The organism is Kutzneria chonburiensis (genome assembly GCF_028622115.1).
GTDB lineage: Bacteria > Actinomycetota > Actinomycetes > Mycobacteriales > Pseudonocardiaceae > Kutzneria > Kutzneria chonburiensis.
Genome location: NZ_CP097263.1, coordinates 8,764,793 through 8,778,185 on the forward strand (window position 1 = coordinate 8,764,793; position 13,393 = coordinate 8,778,185).

Consider the following 13,393-nt stretch of genomic DNA (forward strand, 5'->3'; position numbering starts at 1 on the left):
TGCTTTCATGACTGAGACCCTGGGGGCGGCGACTCAGCGGGCGGCAGCGCACCGCTGGAAGATCCTCGCCGTGGTCTGCCTGGTGCAGTTCATGCTGATGGTGGACGACACCGTCGTGAACGTGGCGCTGCCCAGCATCCAGGACGCGCTCGGCTTCACGCCGGCGCAGCTGCCGTGGGTGGTCAACGCCTACATCCTGGCGTTCGGCGGCCTGCTGGTGGCTGCCGGCCGGCTCGGCGACCGGCTCGGTCTGCTGCGCACGTTCACCGTCGGCACCGCGTTGTTCGCGCTAGCGTCGCTAGCCTGCGGGCTCGCGCACGCCCCGTGGCAGCTGATCGCCGCGCGGTTCGTGCAGGGCATCGGGGCGGCGTTGACCTCGCCGACCGTGCTCGGGCTGATCACCACCGTGTTCACCGAGCCGTCCGAGCGGGGCAAGGCGTTCGGCACGTGGGGCGCGGTGGCGATCACCGGCGGCCTGTCCGGCGTGATCCTGTCCGGCCTGATCACCGGTCTGCTGTCGTGGCAGTGGGTGTTCTTCATCAACCTGCCCGTCGCCGCGTGCGCGTTGATCTTGCTGCCGATGTACGCGCGTGGGGTGGCTCTTGGCCGGCGCGAGACCAAGATCGGCCTGCTCGGGGCCGTGCTGCTCACTCTGGCCGTCGCCGCCACCGTCTATGCCCTGCTCGACCTGCGGTTCTGGCTGTTGGCCGTGGCCGCGGTGCTGTTCGGCGGCTTTGTGTTGAGCGAGCGTCTCGGGTCGAGTCCGTTGATCCCGTCCGGGCTGCTCGCCGCCCGGCCCCGGGTGTTCGCGTTGACGGCCGGCATCCTGGCCACCGGCGCGCTGTTCGGCACCTTCTTCACGTTGACCTTGCAGCTCCAACACACTCTGCACTTCGGCGCTCTGCTGGCCGGTTTGGCGTACATCCCGTTCGCCGCCGGGTCGTTCGCCAGCATCCGGCTCGGCCCCAAGTTCGGTTCCCGGTTCGCCCCGCAGCGCCTGCTCCAGCTGGCCTTGGCCGTAGTAACGGTTGGTGCGTTACTGCTGGCCGGTGGTGTCATCGTCGGCGGTTATCCCGCGTTGCTGCCCGGCCTGGTGGTGTTCGCCTTCGGCATCGGGCTCGTGCTGCCGGGGACGGCCGCGTTGGCCGTCTCCGGCGTCGCCCCCGAGAACGCCGGTGTCGCCGGCGGGCTCGTGACCAGCGCCCAGCAGCTCGGCGGGGCCGTCGGCCTGGCCGTCGCGTCCATCTTGCTCGGACCCGCCGGTGACCAGCACGCCGCGTCTTTGGCCGCTGCTGCCGTGCTCGCGTTCGGCGCGTTCCTGGCCGCGTTCGGCACTCGCCCGGCGGAATGACACGATCATCGCCGGAGGTGTCCGGATGCTCGTGCTCAATCGGTCGCAGGTCGAGGACCTGCTCGACCTGGACGAACTGATCGACGCATTGGCGCCGGCGATGGCCGACCTGAGCGCCGGGCGCGCGTATGCGCCCGACCGGGTCGGCTCGCCGGTGCCCGAGCACGGTGGCTTGTTGGCCGCCATGCCCGGTTATGTGCCGTCGACCGGTTCGCTCGTGACCAAGCTCGTGACCTTGTTCCCTGGCAATGCCGGTACGGCGTTGCCGACGCACCAGGCCGTGATCGTCGCTTTCGCCCCCGAGACCGGTGAGCCCACCGCGTTCTTGGACGGCGAGGCCATCACCGCCATACGCACCGCCGCCTGCTCGGCGTTGTCCGCGCGGCTGCTTTCTCGCCCGGAATCGTCGGTGCTAGCGGTGCTAGGCACCGGCGTTCAGGCCCGTGCCCACGCCGAGGCGATGCTCCGGGTCCGCCCCATCACGTCGATCCGCGTCGCCGGCCGTGACCTGGCGAAGTCGCAGGCCCTGGCCGCTGACCTGCCTAACGCCCTAGCCGTTACTTCGTACGAGGAGGCAGTGACCGGGGCCGACATCGTCTGTGCCGCCACCCATGCCACGTCTCCCGTTGTTCGGCGTTCGTGGTTGTCCCCAGGCACCCATGTCACTTCCGTCGGCTTCAACGGCGATGGCACCGAGGTAGACGCCGACACCGTCCGCGACGCCTTGGTGTGTGTCGAGGCCCGTGCCGGTGCCACCGCCGGGTACCCGGTCGGCAGCCGCGAGCTGGAAGGCATGCCCGGCGACTCCCTGGTGGAGCTCGGCGAGATCGTCACCGGAGCCGCCCCCGGCCGCGCTTCCGCCGACCAGATCACCCTGTACAAGTCCGTCGGCGTCGCCGTCCAGGACGCCGTCGCCGCCGGCCTGGTCATCGCCGCCGCGGTCAAGCGCGGCGTCGGCACCCAGCTTCAGTAGCGGGTGCTGTGGTGGCGGCCTGTCGGCGTGGTCCAGTGGGTGGTGCCGTCTGAATCCCGGGTGACGGTGTAGTCGTCGTGCTTGCGATGGTGGTGCCAGGTGCAGAGGCCTTGAAGGTTGGCCGCTTCGGTCGGGCCCGCCGGCCAGGGCGTGATGTGGTCCAGCTCTTGGACGGGTCGCGCGCAGCCCGGGGCGGTGCAGGTCCCGCCTGCCCGGGCAAGGGTGGCTTCTTTCAGCAGGGCGGTCGGCCGGTAGGTGCCCGTGCTGATCGCGGAGATCTGGCGGTACTCGTCGAGGAGCAGCCCTCGGAACGGCCCCTGCATGGCCAGTTCCCGCGCCGCGTCAGCAGCGATCGGTCCGTAACCGGCCAGCTGACCGGGATCGCTGGTCAGCCCCAGCAGCGTCTCCATCGAGATGGTGACGAAGGTGCGGACGTTCCAGTTGTCCCGCTGACCCAGTAGTCGGTCCAGCAGCACATCCGACCGTTTCTGGTCGGTGGTGCGGTCGTCCTTGGGCAGCGACTTGGCATCGACGCAGATCTGCTGGAACAGCCGGTGCGCTTCAGGAGCCGGCAGGATCCACACCAGCTCGGCCAGGCCATCGGGTAGCGGAGAGAACTCGACCCGCCTGCACGCCTTGGCTTTCTGACAGCGCTGCTCATAGCCCCCGGGGTCGGCTTTGGCGACCGCGGCGGTGGCCTTGCGGCACAGCTGGGTCCGGGTGAGTCCGCCGGCGATCTCCGCCAGAGCCTGGTCGACTTCGGCAACCTGGGCCGGATCGACCAGGTGACACGTGCGTTCCTGGACAGCGGCAAAGCGAGCCAGATCGATCTCACCTCGGCGGAACTGTTCGGCCAGCGCCGGATGGGTAGCCAGCGCGGCAGCGGTCTCCCGCGACCGAGCCAGCGCCGCCTCCGCCACCTTGGTCGCCATCGCGAGCTCGGTGACGTCCCGGATGCGGGCGATAGCCTGAAGCTCAGCGTATTCGAGGCAGGACTTGATCTTCCGAACAAGAATCGCATAGGTGACGAGCTGTTCTTGGGTGAGACTGGTCAGATCCACACCCATGATCAGGTCGAGCATGGCCCCATCAGGCCCCATGCTCTCCATTTCACGGGTAAGTTCCATACCTCTAAGAATACTAGCCCGTAAGATCCAACGCGAACCACCAACGGGTGATAAATGCCAACAGAAAAGCTTTTCTTCTCCACCGCCACACCCAATCCGGCAACAACAAGAATAAGCGTGGATTTTGTGTGGAGGGGCGCGATGGCGTACAATTGACAGGCCAAGGGCAGGCCCACCTGCCCGCTTTTAGCCCTTGGGCCATCGCGCAGAGGCTCCACACAAAATCCACGCGACCCAGCGCGAATTCTCATCCAACCGGCAGCTCAGGCCATCCAGCAGACAGGCCTCACCCCGTAACCCCGGCGATCCCCCACCGCTTCTCCGGAACCCCCGTCAACGTGATCCACGTGGCCGCCCGAATCTCATCCCCGAAAACCTCAGCCACCGCGTCGGTCAACCGAGCTACCAGCTCCTTCTCGCTGGCCTCGTTCAGCCGACCCTCATAGATCCGGACATCGATGTACGGCATGCGTTCTCCTTGCTCAAACTCGTGGCAACGGCATCAACCAGATGGTCGACCTGTAGATCGGTAAGCCCCGGGTGACACGGCAAATTCATGTGCGAGGTGAACCACGACCGCTCAGCTTCAGGGCATTCCCCGGCCCGGTGTCCCCGCCACCGCCACTCCGGCGTCAGATGCAGCGGGAAATACCGAAGCTGGACCTCAACCCCCAGCCCGTGCAGCGAGCGAACCAGGTCATCCCGACCGTCTTCGACGAAGAACGTGTACAGGTGCCGGGCATGCGTGCTACCCACCGGGGTTTGGTGCAGCCGAGTCCCCTCGAACGACCCGATCACCTCATCCAACCTTGCGGCGATCTCCTGCCGCCGAGCCACCATCGAGTCGAGCTTGTCCAGCTGCGCCAGTCCCGCCGCCGCAGCAGCCTCCGACAGCGTCGCGTTCGTGCCGGACCGACGCACGCCGACACACGCCATCCGATACACGTCCGCCGAGAACTTCATCCACGGCAGCAGGAACGGCTCACCATCATTCGCCTGAGACACGAAGATGCCGTCGACCTCGTTCGACCGACGGCGCTCCACCCGCTCCGCCCAGTCATCCCGGTTGAACGTCAGCATCCCACCTTCGCCCAGCGTGGTGATGTTCTTGGTGGAGTGAAAGCTGAAGCACCCGATGTCAGCCAGATTCCCCGGCCGCCGCCCCAGGTACTCCGACCCCAACGCGTGCGCACAGTCCTCGATGACGATGATCCCGTGCTTCCGCGCGATCGCCATGATCTCGTCCATCTGCGCCGGGTAGCCGGCGTAGTGGACGAGCAGGATCGCCTTGGTCCGCTCAGTGATCAGGGTCCGCAGCACAACGGGATCCATGTTGAGCGACAACGGATCCACATCGCAGAACCGGACCTGGACATCGTGGTCGAGCAGCGGCTGCAACGTGGCCTGGAAGGTCTGCGGGGTGGCGATCACCTCATCACCCGGAGCCAGGTCCAGCAGTTGGATGGCCAGCTCCAGGGCCACCGTGCCACTGGTCACCGACATCGCGTGCTTCGCACCGACATGCTCCGCGAACCGCCGCTCGAACCGGTCCCGCCACTCCCCGGCCGACAGCGTGCCAGCCTCCGACACCAGCCGTGCCACGGCGGCAACATCACTGTCGTCGACCAGGCTTCCCCTACGCGCGAACGGAACCGCGAAACTCATGACGCACCTGCCATCCGGGCCGCCAACGTCTTCTTGTCCACCTTGCCCAACCCGGTGAGCGGGAACTTCTCCACCACCACAACCCGGTCCGGCAGCTTGTAGTCCGCCAGTCCCCGCTCCCGCAGCAACTTCCTCAGCTGCGGCAGCTTCGGCGCCACCCCTTCCGCGATGATCACCGCGCACGTCTTCTCGCCGAGCACCAGGTCCGGCACCGGCACCACCGCCGCCTGCACCACGTTCGGATGCGCCGTGATGTGCCCTTCGATCTCCGTCGCCGAGATCTTGTCCCCGCCTCGGTTGATCACGTCCTTGACGCGACCTTCCACCACCAGCTTCCCACTCGCGGTGATCCGAACCAGATCACCGCTGCGATAGAAACCGTCGGCAGTGAACGCCTTCGCGTTGTGCTCCGGCGCGTTGTAGTACCCCCGCAAGGTATAAGGTCCCCGCGTCAGCAGCTCACCGGCCTCGCCCTCAGCCACCGGGTTCCCGGCCTCGTCAACCACCAGGATCTCATCCGCCGGCGAAACAGCCGTCCCCTGCGTCGACACGATCGTCTCGTTGTCGTCGTCGTAGCGGGTGAAGCACAGCAGCCCCTCGGCCATCCCGAACACCTGCTGCAGCCGGCAGTCGAACGTCGGCTCGATCCGCTCCGCGACAAGGCGATGCAGCTTCGCACTCCCGATCTGGATCACCTCGAGGCTGGACAGATCGCGCTCGTTCCACTCCGTCGCCTCAAGCCACATGTGCGCGATCGTCGGCACGATCGACGTGATCGTGACGCCTTCCTCCTCGATCAGCCGGAAGCACTCCACCGGATTCGGTGTCCGAGCCATCACGGCCGTCCCGCCGACCCCGAGAATGCCGATCACCCCCGGGCAGCCCCACGGGAAGTTGAACTCGATCGGCAGCACCGTCAGGTACACGCTGTCCGGTCCGAGCTCGCAGATGTCCGCGGTGATGCGGGTCATGTACTCGTAGTCCACGTGCGTGCGGGGAATCAGCTTCGGCAGCGCCGTCGTCCCGCCGGACAGCAGGAAAAAGGCGACGTCATGGGCATCGGGCTCCGCCAGCTCAACCGGCTCAGCCTCGATCTCGGCCAACCCGAGGAACCCGTCACCCTCCCCGGCAACGAAAACGTGCTTCAGAGCCGGAATCTCCTCCACTACCTGCCGGGCCAGTCCGCGGTAGTCGAAGTCCAGGTGCTCGTCCGGCACCACATACCCGATCGCCCCCGACAGCTCACACAGGTGCCGGATCTCCAACGACCGGAACGCCGGCAGCGCAAAAACCGGCAGCGCCCCCAGCCGGAACATCGCGAAGCACAGCGCCACGAACTCCGCCGAGTTCGGCAGCTGCACCACGATCCGGTCCCGCGACCGAATCCCCTGCGCATGCAGCCCAGCCGCCAGCCGATCCGCCCAGGCATCCAACTCCGCGTACGTGAAACGACGATCGCCGTCCACGAGCGCGGTGCGGTCGGCGTGGGCAGCAGCCCACTGCCGCAGCAGGCGGCCCAGCGGCTCGCCCCGCCAGTAGCCGGCCTCGGTGTACCGGTCCGCCACCTCCGGCGGATAGGGCACGCATCCGTCGAGCATGGAATGTCCTTTCCTACAGTGTCTACAGGCCCGCGACCGCGGCCGTGCCGGCGACCATGCGCATCAGCTGCTCCTGCCTGCGCGCCAATGTGTTCATCCGCCGTTGCAGGTGCGCCAGCTCCTGGTTGAGGTCCCCGATGCTGGTGATCGACAATCCGTCCACATCAGACTCTTCCGACGCGGGCAGCAGCAACGACGGCGAGTGCGCAAGAATCGCCTGCATCCGCCCCCGTAGCGCCGGCCCCGGCTCAACCCCCAGCTCCCGCAACAGCTTTCGCCGCGCCCGGTCATACACGCCGATGGCTTCAGACTGCCGGTGACACCGGTACAACGCCACCATCAGCTGGTCGTAGAACCGCTCCCGCAACGGATGCGCCGCGATGGTCTCCTCGATCTCGCCGACCACCTCACGGTGCCGCCCGATCCGCAACGACGCGTCATACAGCGATTCCAACGTCGCCAGCCGATTCTCGGTCAGCAGCTCAGCCTCGGTAGCCAGGATCTCCCCGGTCGTGTTCCCGTCGAACGCCGGGCCCCGCCACAGATCCAACGCCGCACGCAGCAACTCGATCGCCCGCTCCGGCCGATCAGCCAGCACCTCACGCGCCTGCGCCGACAGCCGATTGAACTCATCCACGTCCGTCTGCCCGGGCTCCAGATCCAGGCTATAGCCCGAGGACTGGGTCACGATCTGGTCCGGGCTCCCGCCCGCCACCGACAGCAGCTTCCGCAGCCGCGCGACATGCGCCTGTAGCGCGTTGACCGCGTTGGCCGGCGGCCGTTCCCCCCACAGCTCTTCGGTCAGCCGGTGCAGGGAGATCGTCTGGCCCTGCCGGACCACCAGTGTGGCCAGCAGGGCGCGTCGCTTAGCCCCGGTCAGGTCGATCCGCCGGCCGTTGACCTCGTCGAAGATGTCGACCGGTCCCAGCAAACGCAGTCGCACGGCTTGCCCCTCCACCCCGTGGTACTACAGGAACCTGTTGGGATCGGTGAATCCCAGCGGGCTGCCGGTCGGCCGCCCGAGCGTGATGTCGGCGAGCGCCTCGCCGATGCCGGTCGCGTGTTTGAAGCCGTGTCCGGCGCAGCCCGCCCCGACCACCAGCGCGCGGCTGCCGCGCGGCCGGCCCAGCAGGAACTGCCGGTCCGGCGTCTTGGTGATCATGCACGTGGTCACGGCCGACGGGAGTGCTCCCAGGCCTGGCACGGCCGTCGCCAGCAGGCCGGTCAGCGTGTGCCAGTCCGCCGGCGTCACACCGCGATCCGTAGTGTCCGGGTCGATCGGCTTGAAGTTGCCGCCGCCGTCTTCCAGTCCCAGCTTGACATCCGGGCCGTCCTGGAAACCGTGGCCCCAGATTGCCTTGCCGTGCCCCAGTTCTCGGATGAACGAAGGGAAGTTCTTCAGCGCGAACGGTTCCACGTCACCAGTCGGCCGGAACCACGTCGTCGGCATGCGCACCGGCTCCAGCGGCAGCTCCGGCAGCAGCTTGGCCACCCACGGCCCAGCGGTCACCACCACCTGCTCCACCCGGAAATCCCGGGTAGGCGTACGAACCACGGCCCCGTCATCCAGCACATCGATCTCGGTGACCCGCGTGTTCTCATACACCACAGCACCGGCAGTCCGCGCAGTCGCCACAGCAGCACGAATCGCCGCCTCCGGCCGAATCAACCCACCGGTCGGCTCCCACACGCCAACATGATCGGCCGGAAGCCCTTGGTGCGCCGGGAACCTCGCTCCCAACTGATCCGCCGACAGCTCCTCGACCGGAATACCGTGAACCCGCGCCGCCGCCAACGTCCCAGCCACCACGTGACCATCACGCGGCCCGATCAGCAGCCCACCGCTGTTGTCGAACAGCGCCTCACCGCTGGCGTCCTCGAGCTCCCGCCACAGCGTCAGCGACCGCTGCGCCAGCGGCACGAGGTCGTTGTGCTCCAGACAGGCCGTGCGGAACATGCGGCTGCCGCCGTGCGAGGAACCGTTGGCGTGCCCCGGGGTGAACTGCTCGAAGCCGATCACCTTGACGCCGGCGGCGGCCAGCCGCCACAGCGTCGACGAGCCCCAGGCGCCCAGCCCGATGACGGCGACGGTCACCGGACCTCCTGCAACGCACCGACAGCCGTGAAGTGCGGCATGACCTCACGCCCGAACAACTCGATGGCGTTGAGCGACTGCGAGAACGGCATCGCGCCCGGGTTAAACTGGAGGCTCACACACAGGTCGTCGCCGAACCAGCCACGGATGGTCTCCAGCTGCGCGCGGATGTCGGAAGCCGTACCGGCAAGAACCTTGTTGTCCTGAAGGGACTTCTTGAAGTCGAAGGCCCGCACCTTGTCGATGAACTTCTCGTAGCCCGGGTAGGCGTCGCTGCGCGTGCTGGCCCAGGAGGCAATGGCCTCGGCCATCTTGTCGATGTAGTTCTGCTCGTAGTGCGCGCCGGCGACCAGGGCCTCGCTGCGATCCTCGGACAGGTAACACGTGTACTTGATCTGGATCCGCGGCGCGCCAGGGTGTCCGGCGGCGGCGTAGGCGGCGCGGTAGCCGGCGATGTTCTCCTGCAACGCTTCCCGCGAGGTCACCGACGGCACGACCTGGAGGTGGTGGCCCGCGGTGCCGGCGGCGGCGCAGGATTCGGCGCTGGTCGCCGAGGCGACGAAGATCGGCGGGTGCGGCTGCTGGTACGGGCGAGGCAGCATGGACACCGGGCCGAACTGGTGGAACTGCCCGTCCCACAACACGTTCTCCTCCGTCCACAAGCGACGGACGGCCTCGATGGTCTCGGCGAAGCGGGCCTTGCTGGAGTCCATCGGCACCTGGAACGCCTCGAACTCGTCGGGCAGGAAGCCCCGGCCGAAGCCGACATCGAGGCGGCCGTGCGAGAGGTGGTCGAGCATGGCCAGCTTGCCGGCCAGCTTGAGCGGATGGGTGAACGCGGCGATCACGGCCCCGGTCGCCACCCGGATCCGGGTGGTCTGCGCGGCCACCGCGGCCAGGAACGTGACCGGGTCGGGGCTGTAGCCGCCGTAGGCCGAGAAATAGTGCTCTACGGTCTGCACGTGTTCGAATCCGAGGGTCTCCGCGACCTTCGTCAGCCGCAGGCTCTCGTCGTAGTACTGCGTTGCGCTCTTTTCCGCCGGGTCGACCACCGGGAAGAAGTTGACGCCGAATTCCATGGTTGGCTCCGTGGGGTCGCGATGACCATTTGCGGCCAACGTAGCCCGGCGAACCGAATTCCGGCGGAAAAGTCGAGTCCTGTTCGAGCGAGCGCCGACCCGTGGTCAGGCGGCCGGGGCCAGCAGCTGCCACCATCCGTCCACGGTGACCGTCCTGAGCAGCACCTTCTCGTCGACGTCGGCCCCGGCGCGGCGCCAGGTGTTGGCCAGGCCCATGATCGTCACGGAATCGAGCCCCCACTCGATCAGGTCCTCGCCGTCGGCGATCTCGGCCGCGTCGACCTCGATTTTGGCGGCAATGAGAGTGCGCAGTTCTTCCTTGTCGGCCGGCAGTCGCGGCGTCGTGTCATCGGTCATGAAATGCATGCTAACGACGGTTCGCCCACGCGCGAAGATCGCCGAACGGCGGTGTCAACACGATGTCAGCGCCGTGTCAACGGCGGCCAGCAGCATTCGGGCGGTACCCGTGTCCAGCACACGATCGGAGGTTTGTGTCCCGCGCCGGAGCTGTGCCATACTCGCTGACGTGATCTTTTGAGGTCGGTAGTCAGCGAGCTCCCCTGAGGGAGCCTCTTCTTCGTGGCCCGCGTCCGGTGTACTACGCCGTCTGACCGCCGGCCCCGACTCCCTTTTCGCATGCCCACGGCGTGTCGTTCCACGCGCTTGTCCACGCCCTCGGGCCGACGCGCGTGCTTCCGGCGACCCCGTTCGCCGCCGCTCGCTTGTCTCACACACGTTTTTCGGGAGCTTCACTGTGCAAACGACTCAGCGCCATCCCCAGCGGTGGTGGATTCTCGGCGTGCTCTGTCTCGCGCTGCTGACGGTGGTGCTGGACAACACGGTGCTCAACGTCGCGGTGCCGTCGCTGGTCTCCGGGCTCGGCGCCAGCACGCCGGACATCCAGTGGATGATCAACGCGTATTCGCTCGCCATGGCCGGCCTGCTGGTCGCCGCGGGCAGCCTGTCCGACCGCTACGGCCGCAAGCGCGGCCTGCTGCTCGGCCTGGCCCTGTTCGGCATCGGCTCGGGCGTCGCCGCGTTCGCCGGCTCGCCGATCGAGCTGATCGTCGCCCGCGCCGGCATGGGCGTCGGCGCCGCGCTGCTCACCCCGGGCACGCTCGCGGTGCTGGTGCGGGTGTTCGACAACGAGGAACGCGGCAAGGCGATCGGCATCTGGGCGGCGGTGTCCTCGGCCGGCATCGCGCTCGGCCCGGTGCTCGGCGGTTTCCTGCTGGCCCACTTCTGGTGGGGCTCGGTGTTCCTGATCAACGTGCCGGTGGCGCTGATCGGCTTCATCGGGGTGGCCGTGCTCGTGCCGGAGTCGAAGGACCCGGCCGGCAAATACCCGGACGTGCTCGGCGGCGTGCTGTCGGCGATCGGCATGGCCGCGCTGGTGTGGGCGGTCATCTCCGGCCCGGAGGACGGCTGGGGCTCGCTGCCGGTGCTCGGTGCGATCGGCCTGGGCGTGATTGCCCTGGTGGCCTTCGTGATCTGGCAGCTCAAGGCCGAGAACCCGATGCTCGACCTGTCGCTGTTCGCCAACCGACGGTTCAACGGCGCCGCGGCCGGCGGCATCCTGGCCGCGTTCGGCATGGGCGGCTCGCTGTTCCTGCTGACCCAGCACCTCCAGTTCGTGCTCGGTTTTTCCGCGCTGGAGGCCGGTTTCCGGATCGCGCCGCTGGCCATCTGCACGATGATCGCGAGCAGCCTGCTGTCCGCGCGCATCGGCAAGCGGCTCGGCCAGGGGCCGACGATCATCGTCGGCATGACGCTGGCCGCGGCCGGCCTGGCCTGCATCGCGCTGATCCCGATCTCCGCCGGCTACCTGGCCACGCTGCTGGGCCTGGCGTTGATCGGTTTCGGTGTCGGCATGTCGATGCCGATCGCGGCGCACGCCCTGATGAGCGCCATCCCGCCGGAGCGGGCCAGTACCGGTTCCGGTGTCAGCCAGACGTTGCAGGAGCTGGGCAGCTCGTTCGGTGTGGCCGTGCTCGGTGCCGTGTTGACGGCACGGTTCGCGTCGCAGCTGCCGTCCGGTCTCGGTACTGACGCCAGCAAGTCGCTGCCGGCAGCTTTGCAGGCGGCGCAAGGGAAGCCGGACGTCATCGCGGCGACGCGCGACGCCTTCGCCGCCGGTATGTCCAGCAGCCAGCTGATCGGCGCGGTGGCCGTGCTGGCCGGCGGTCTGCTGGCCGGATTCCTGTTGCTGCGGGCCGACAAGCCCGCTGTCGTGGCCGAGCCGCTGCCCGTGGCCGGCGAGCCGGAGAGGAGCAACGCGTGACCCAGCAACTCGTGTCGGCCAAGCCGTCCACTCAGGACGGTGGTGCGGCCCTGCTGTCGTGGCTGAAGACCATGCGCGACAACCAGCCGGTGTGGCGTGACGAGTACGGCGTGTTCCACGTCTTCCGGCACGCCGACGTGGTCGCCGTGACCTCGGACTTCACCACGTACTCGTCGGACATCAGCCGGATCATGCCCGACGCGGACCCGCTCTCCCGGGACATCCTGTCGGTGATCGACCCGCCGCTGCACCGCAAGCTGCGGCGGCTGGTCAGCACCGCGTTCACGCCGCGCACGGTAACCCAGCTGGAGCCCCGGGTGGCCGAGCTCGGTCGGGAACTGCTCGACGGCATCGAAAGCGACCAGTTCGACCTGATCACCGAGTTCGCCTACACCCTGCCGGTGATCGTGATCGCCGAGCTGCTCGGCGTGCCGGCCGGCGACCGGGAGCTGTTCCGCGGCTGGTCGGAGCGCATGCTGTCCAAGGAGTTCGACGACCCGGTGTCGATGCAGTTCGAGAGCGACGACGCCGAGTTCCGCGAGCTGGTCGGCACGCCGATGCAGCAGATGCGGGACTACCTCGGCGCACACTGCGCGGACCGGCGGACCAAGCCCCGTGAGGACCTGCTGACCAAGCTGGTGCAGGCCGAGGTGGACGGAGACCGGCTGACCGACAAGCAGGTCGTGGACTTCGCGTGCCTGCTGCTGATGGCCGGCCACGTGTCCACCACCATGCTGCTCGGCAACACCGTGCTGTGCATGGAGGACAACCCGGACATCCAGCCGGCGCTGCGGGCCGACCGGTCGCTGATCCCGCAGGCCGTCGAGGAGGTGCTGCGGACAAGGACGCCGATCACCATCGCCAGCCGGATCACCACCACCGACGTGGTCATCGGGGACGTGGCGATCCCGGCGAACAGCATGGTGATGCCGTCGCTGCTGTCGGCCAACCACGACGAGCGGGCCTTCCCCGACCCGGAGCGCTTCGACCTGCACCGCAATTCGGCGCAGCAGCTGGCCTTCGGGCACGGCATCCACTTCTGCCTCGGCGCGCCGCTGGCCCGTACCGAGGGTCGAATCGCGCTCGAGCTGGTGCTGGACCGGTTCTCCGACATTCGGGTCACGCCCGGCGCCGAGGTCGTATACCACCGAGAAGGCCTGTACGGCACCAAGAACCTCCCCGTATCCGTGATCCGCGGCTAACCCCCTCAACCGCAGAGTTCCG

General features: G+C 67.9%; 12 protein-coding genes. 4 read left to right on the plus strand and 8 right to left on the minus strand.

Annotated features, from left to right (window positions below; genetic code table 11):
• Positions 1-7: 7 nt before the first annotated feature.
• Both M3Q35_RS40790 and M3Q35_RS40795 read left to right on the plus strand, forming a co-directional pair.
• Entirely contained in the window at positions 8-1,351 is a 1,344-nt protein-coding gene (locus M3Q35_RS40790) for an MFS transporter (RefSeq protein WP_273937915.1), read from the plus strand.
• A 25-nt stretch (positions 1,352-1,376) separates the two neighbouring features.
• The gene (locus M3Q35_RS40795) at positions 1,377-2,324 is read left to right on the plus strand and encodes an ornithine cyclodeaminase family protein (RefSeq protein ID WP_273937916.1); all 948 of its coding nucleotides are present in this window, start codon (positions 1,377-1,379) and stop codon (positions 2,322-2,324) included.
• Here the strand turns inward: M3Q35_RS40795 and M3Q35_RS40800 are convergent.
• The 8 genes from M3Q35_RS40800 to M3Q35_RS40835 all read right to left on the minus strand — a co-directional run bounded on the left by M3Q35_RS40800 (position 2,318) and on the right by M3Q35_RS40835 (position 10,245).
• Positions 2,318-3,406 carry an HNH endonuclease signature motif containing protein gene (locus tag M3Q35_RS40800; RefSeq protein WP_273937917.1) on the minus strand — a complete coding sequence of 363 codons (1,089 nt, stop codon included), beginning with the start codon at positions 3,404-3,406 and terminating at the stop codon, positions 2,318-2,320. The genes M3Q35_RS40795 and M3Q35_RS40800 overlap by 7 nt on opposite strands.
• A 331-nt stretch (positions 3,407-3,737) precedes the next feature.
• Positions 3,738-3,920: a tautomerase family protein gene (locus M3Q35_RS40805; RefSeq protein ID WP_273937918.1), complete on the minus strand. Its 183-nt coding sequence runs from the start codon at positions 3,918-3,920 to the stop codon at positions 3,738-3,740.
• The gene (locus M3Q35_RS40810; RefSeq protein ID WP_273937919.1) at positions 3,881-5,116 is read right to left on the minus strand and encodes a DegT/DnrJ/EryC1/StrS family aminotransferase; all 1,236 of its coding nucleotides are present in this window, start codon (positions 5,114-5,116) and stop codon (positions 3,881-3,883) included. Before M3Q35_RS40810 ends, M3Q35_RS40805 begins: the two co-directional genes overlap by 40 nt.
• Positions 5,113-6,714: a (2,3-dihydroxybenzoyl)adenylate synthase gene (locus tag M3Q35_RS40815; protein ID WP_273937921.1), complete on the minus strand. Its 1,602-nt coding sequence runs from the start codon at positions 6,712-6,714 to the stop codon at positions 5,113-5,115. The genes M3Q35_RS40810 and M3Q35_RS40815 overlap by 4 nt, the downstream gene beginning before the upstream one ends.
• A gap of 22 nt (positions 6,715-6,736) precedes the next feature.
• A complete protein-coding gene (locus tag M3Q35_RS40820) occupies positions 6,737-7,657 on the minus strand; it encodes an AfsR/SARP family transcriptional regulator (RefSeq protein WP_273937922.1) in 921 nt (306 codons plus the stop codon).
• A gap of 24 nt (positions 7,658-7,681) precedes the next feature.
• The gene (gene solA, locus M3Q35_RS40825) at positions 7,682-8,809 is read right to left on the minus strand and encodes an N-methyl-L-tryptophan oxidase (protein WP_273937923.1); all 1,128 of its coding nucleotides are present in this window, start codon (positions 8,807-8,809) and stop codon (positions 7,682-7,684) included.
• Entirely contained in the window at positions 8,806-9,888 is a 1,083-nt protein-coding gene (locus M3Q35_RS40830; protein ID WP_273937925.1) for an LLM class flavin-dependent oxidoreductase, read from the minus strand. The genes solA and M3Q35_RS40830 overlap by 4 nt, the downstream gene beginning before the upstream one ends.
• Before the next feature lie 105 nt (positions 9,889-9,993).
• Positions 9,994-10,245: a phosphopantetheine-binding protein gene (locus M3Q35_RS40835; RefSeq protein WP_273937927.1), complete on the minus strand. Its 252-nt coding sequence runs from the start codon at positions 10,243-10,245 to the stop codon at positions 9,994-9,996.
• Between the two features lie 397 nt (positions 10,246-10,642).
• Between M3Q35_RS40835 and M3Q35_RS40840 the strand changes: the two genes are divergently transcribed.
• Together M3Q35_RS40840 and M3Q35_RS40845 are read left to right on the plus strand one after the other, a co-directional pair.
• Entirely contained in the window at positions 10,643-12,169 is a 1,527-nt protein-coding gene (locus tag M3Q35_RS40840; protein ID WP_273937929.1) for an MFS transporter, read from the plus strand.
• Positions 12,166-13,371, plus strand: a complete 1,206-nt coding sequence (locus tag M3Q35_RS40845; RefSeq protein WP_273937930.1) for a cytochrome P450 — start codon at positions 12,166-12,168, stop codon at positions 13,369-13,371. The genes M3Q35_RS40840 and M3Q35_RS40845 overlap by 4 nt, the downstream gene beginning before the upstream one ends.
• The last annotated feature ends 22 nt before the right edge of the window (positions 13,372-13,393 follow it).

Bases quoted from the DNA above. Each gene is read 5' to 3' on its own strand.
- M3Q35_RS40790 (WP_273937915.1), top strand. From the start codon at position 8: ATGACTGAGACCCTGGGGGCGGCGACTCAGCGGGCGGCAGCGCACCGC.
- M3Q35_RS40795 (WP_273937916.1), top strand. From the start codon at position 1,377: ATGCTCGTGCTCAATCGGTCGCAGGTCGAGGACCTGCTCGACCTGGAC.
- M3Q35_RS40800 (WP_273937917.1), bottom strand. From the start codon at position 3,406: ATGCTCGACCTGATCATGGGTGTGGATCTGACCAGTCTCACCCAAGAA.
- M3Q35_RS40805 (WP_273937918.1), bottom strand. From the start codon at position 3,920: ATGCCGTACATCGATGTCCGGATCTATGAGGGTCGGCTGAACGAGGCC.
- M3Q35_RS40810 (WP_273937919.1), bottom strand. From the start codon at position 5,116: ATGAGTTTCGCGGTTCCGTTCGCGCGTAGGGGAAGCCTGGTCGACGAC.
- M3Q35_RS40815 (WP_273937921.1), bottom strand. From the start codon at position 6,714: ATGCTCGACGGATGCGTGCCCTATCCGCCGGAGGTGGCGGACCGGTAC.
- M3Q35_RS40830 (WP_273937925.1), bottom strand. From the start codon at position 9,888: ATGGAATTCGGCGTCAACTTCTTCCCGGTGGTCGACCCGGCGGAAAAG.
- M3Q35_RS40835 (WP_273937927.1), bottom strand. From the start codon at position 10,245: ATGACCGATGACACGACGCCGCGACTGCCGGCCGACAAGGAAGAACTG.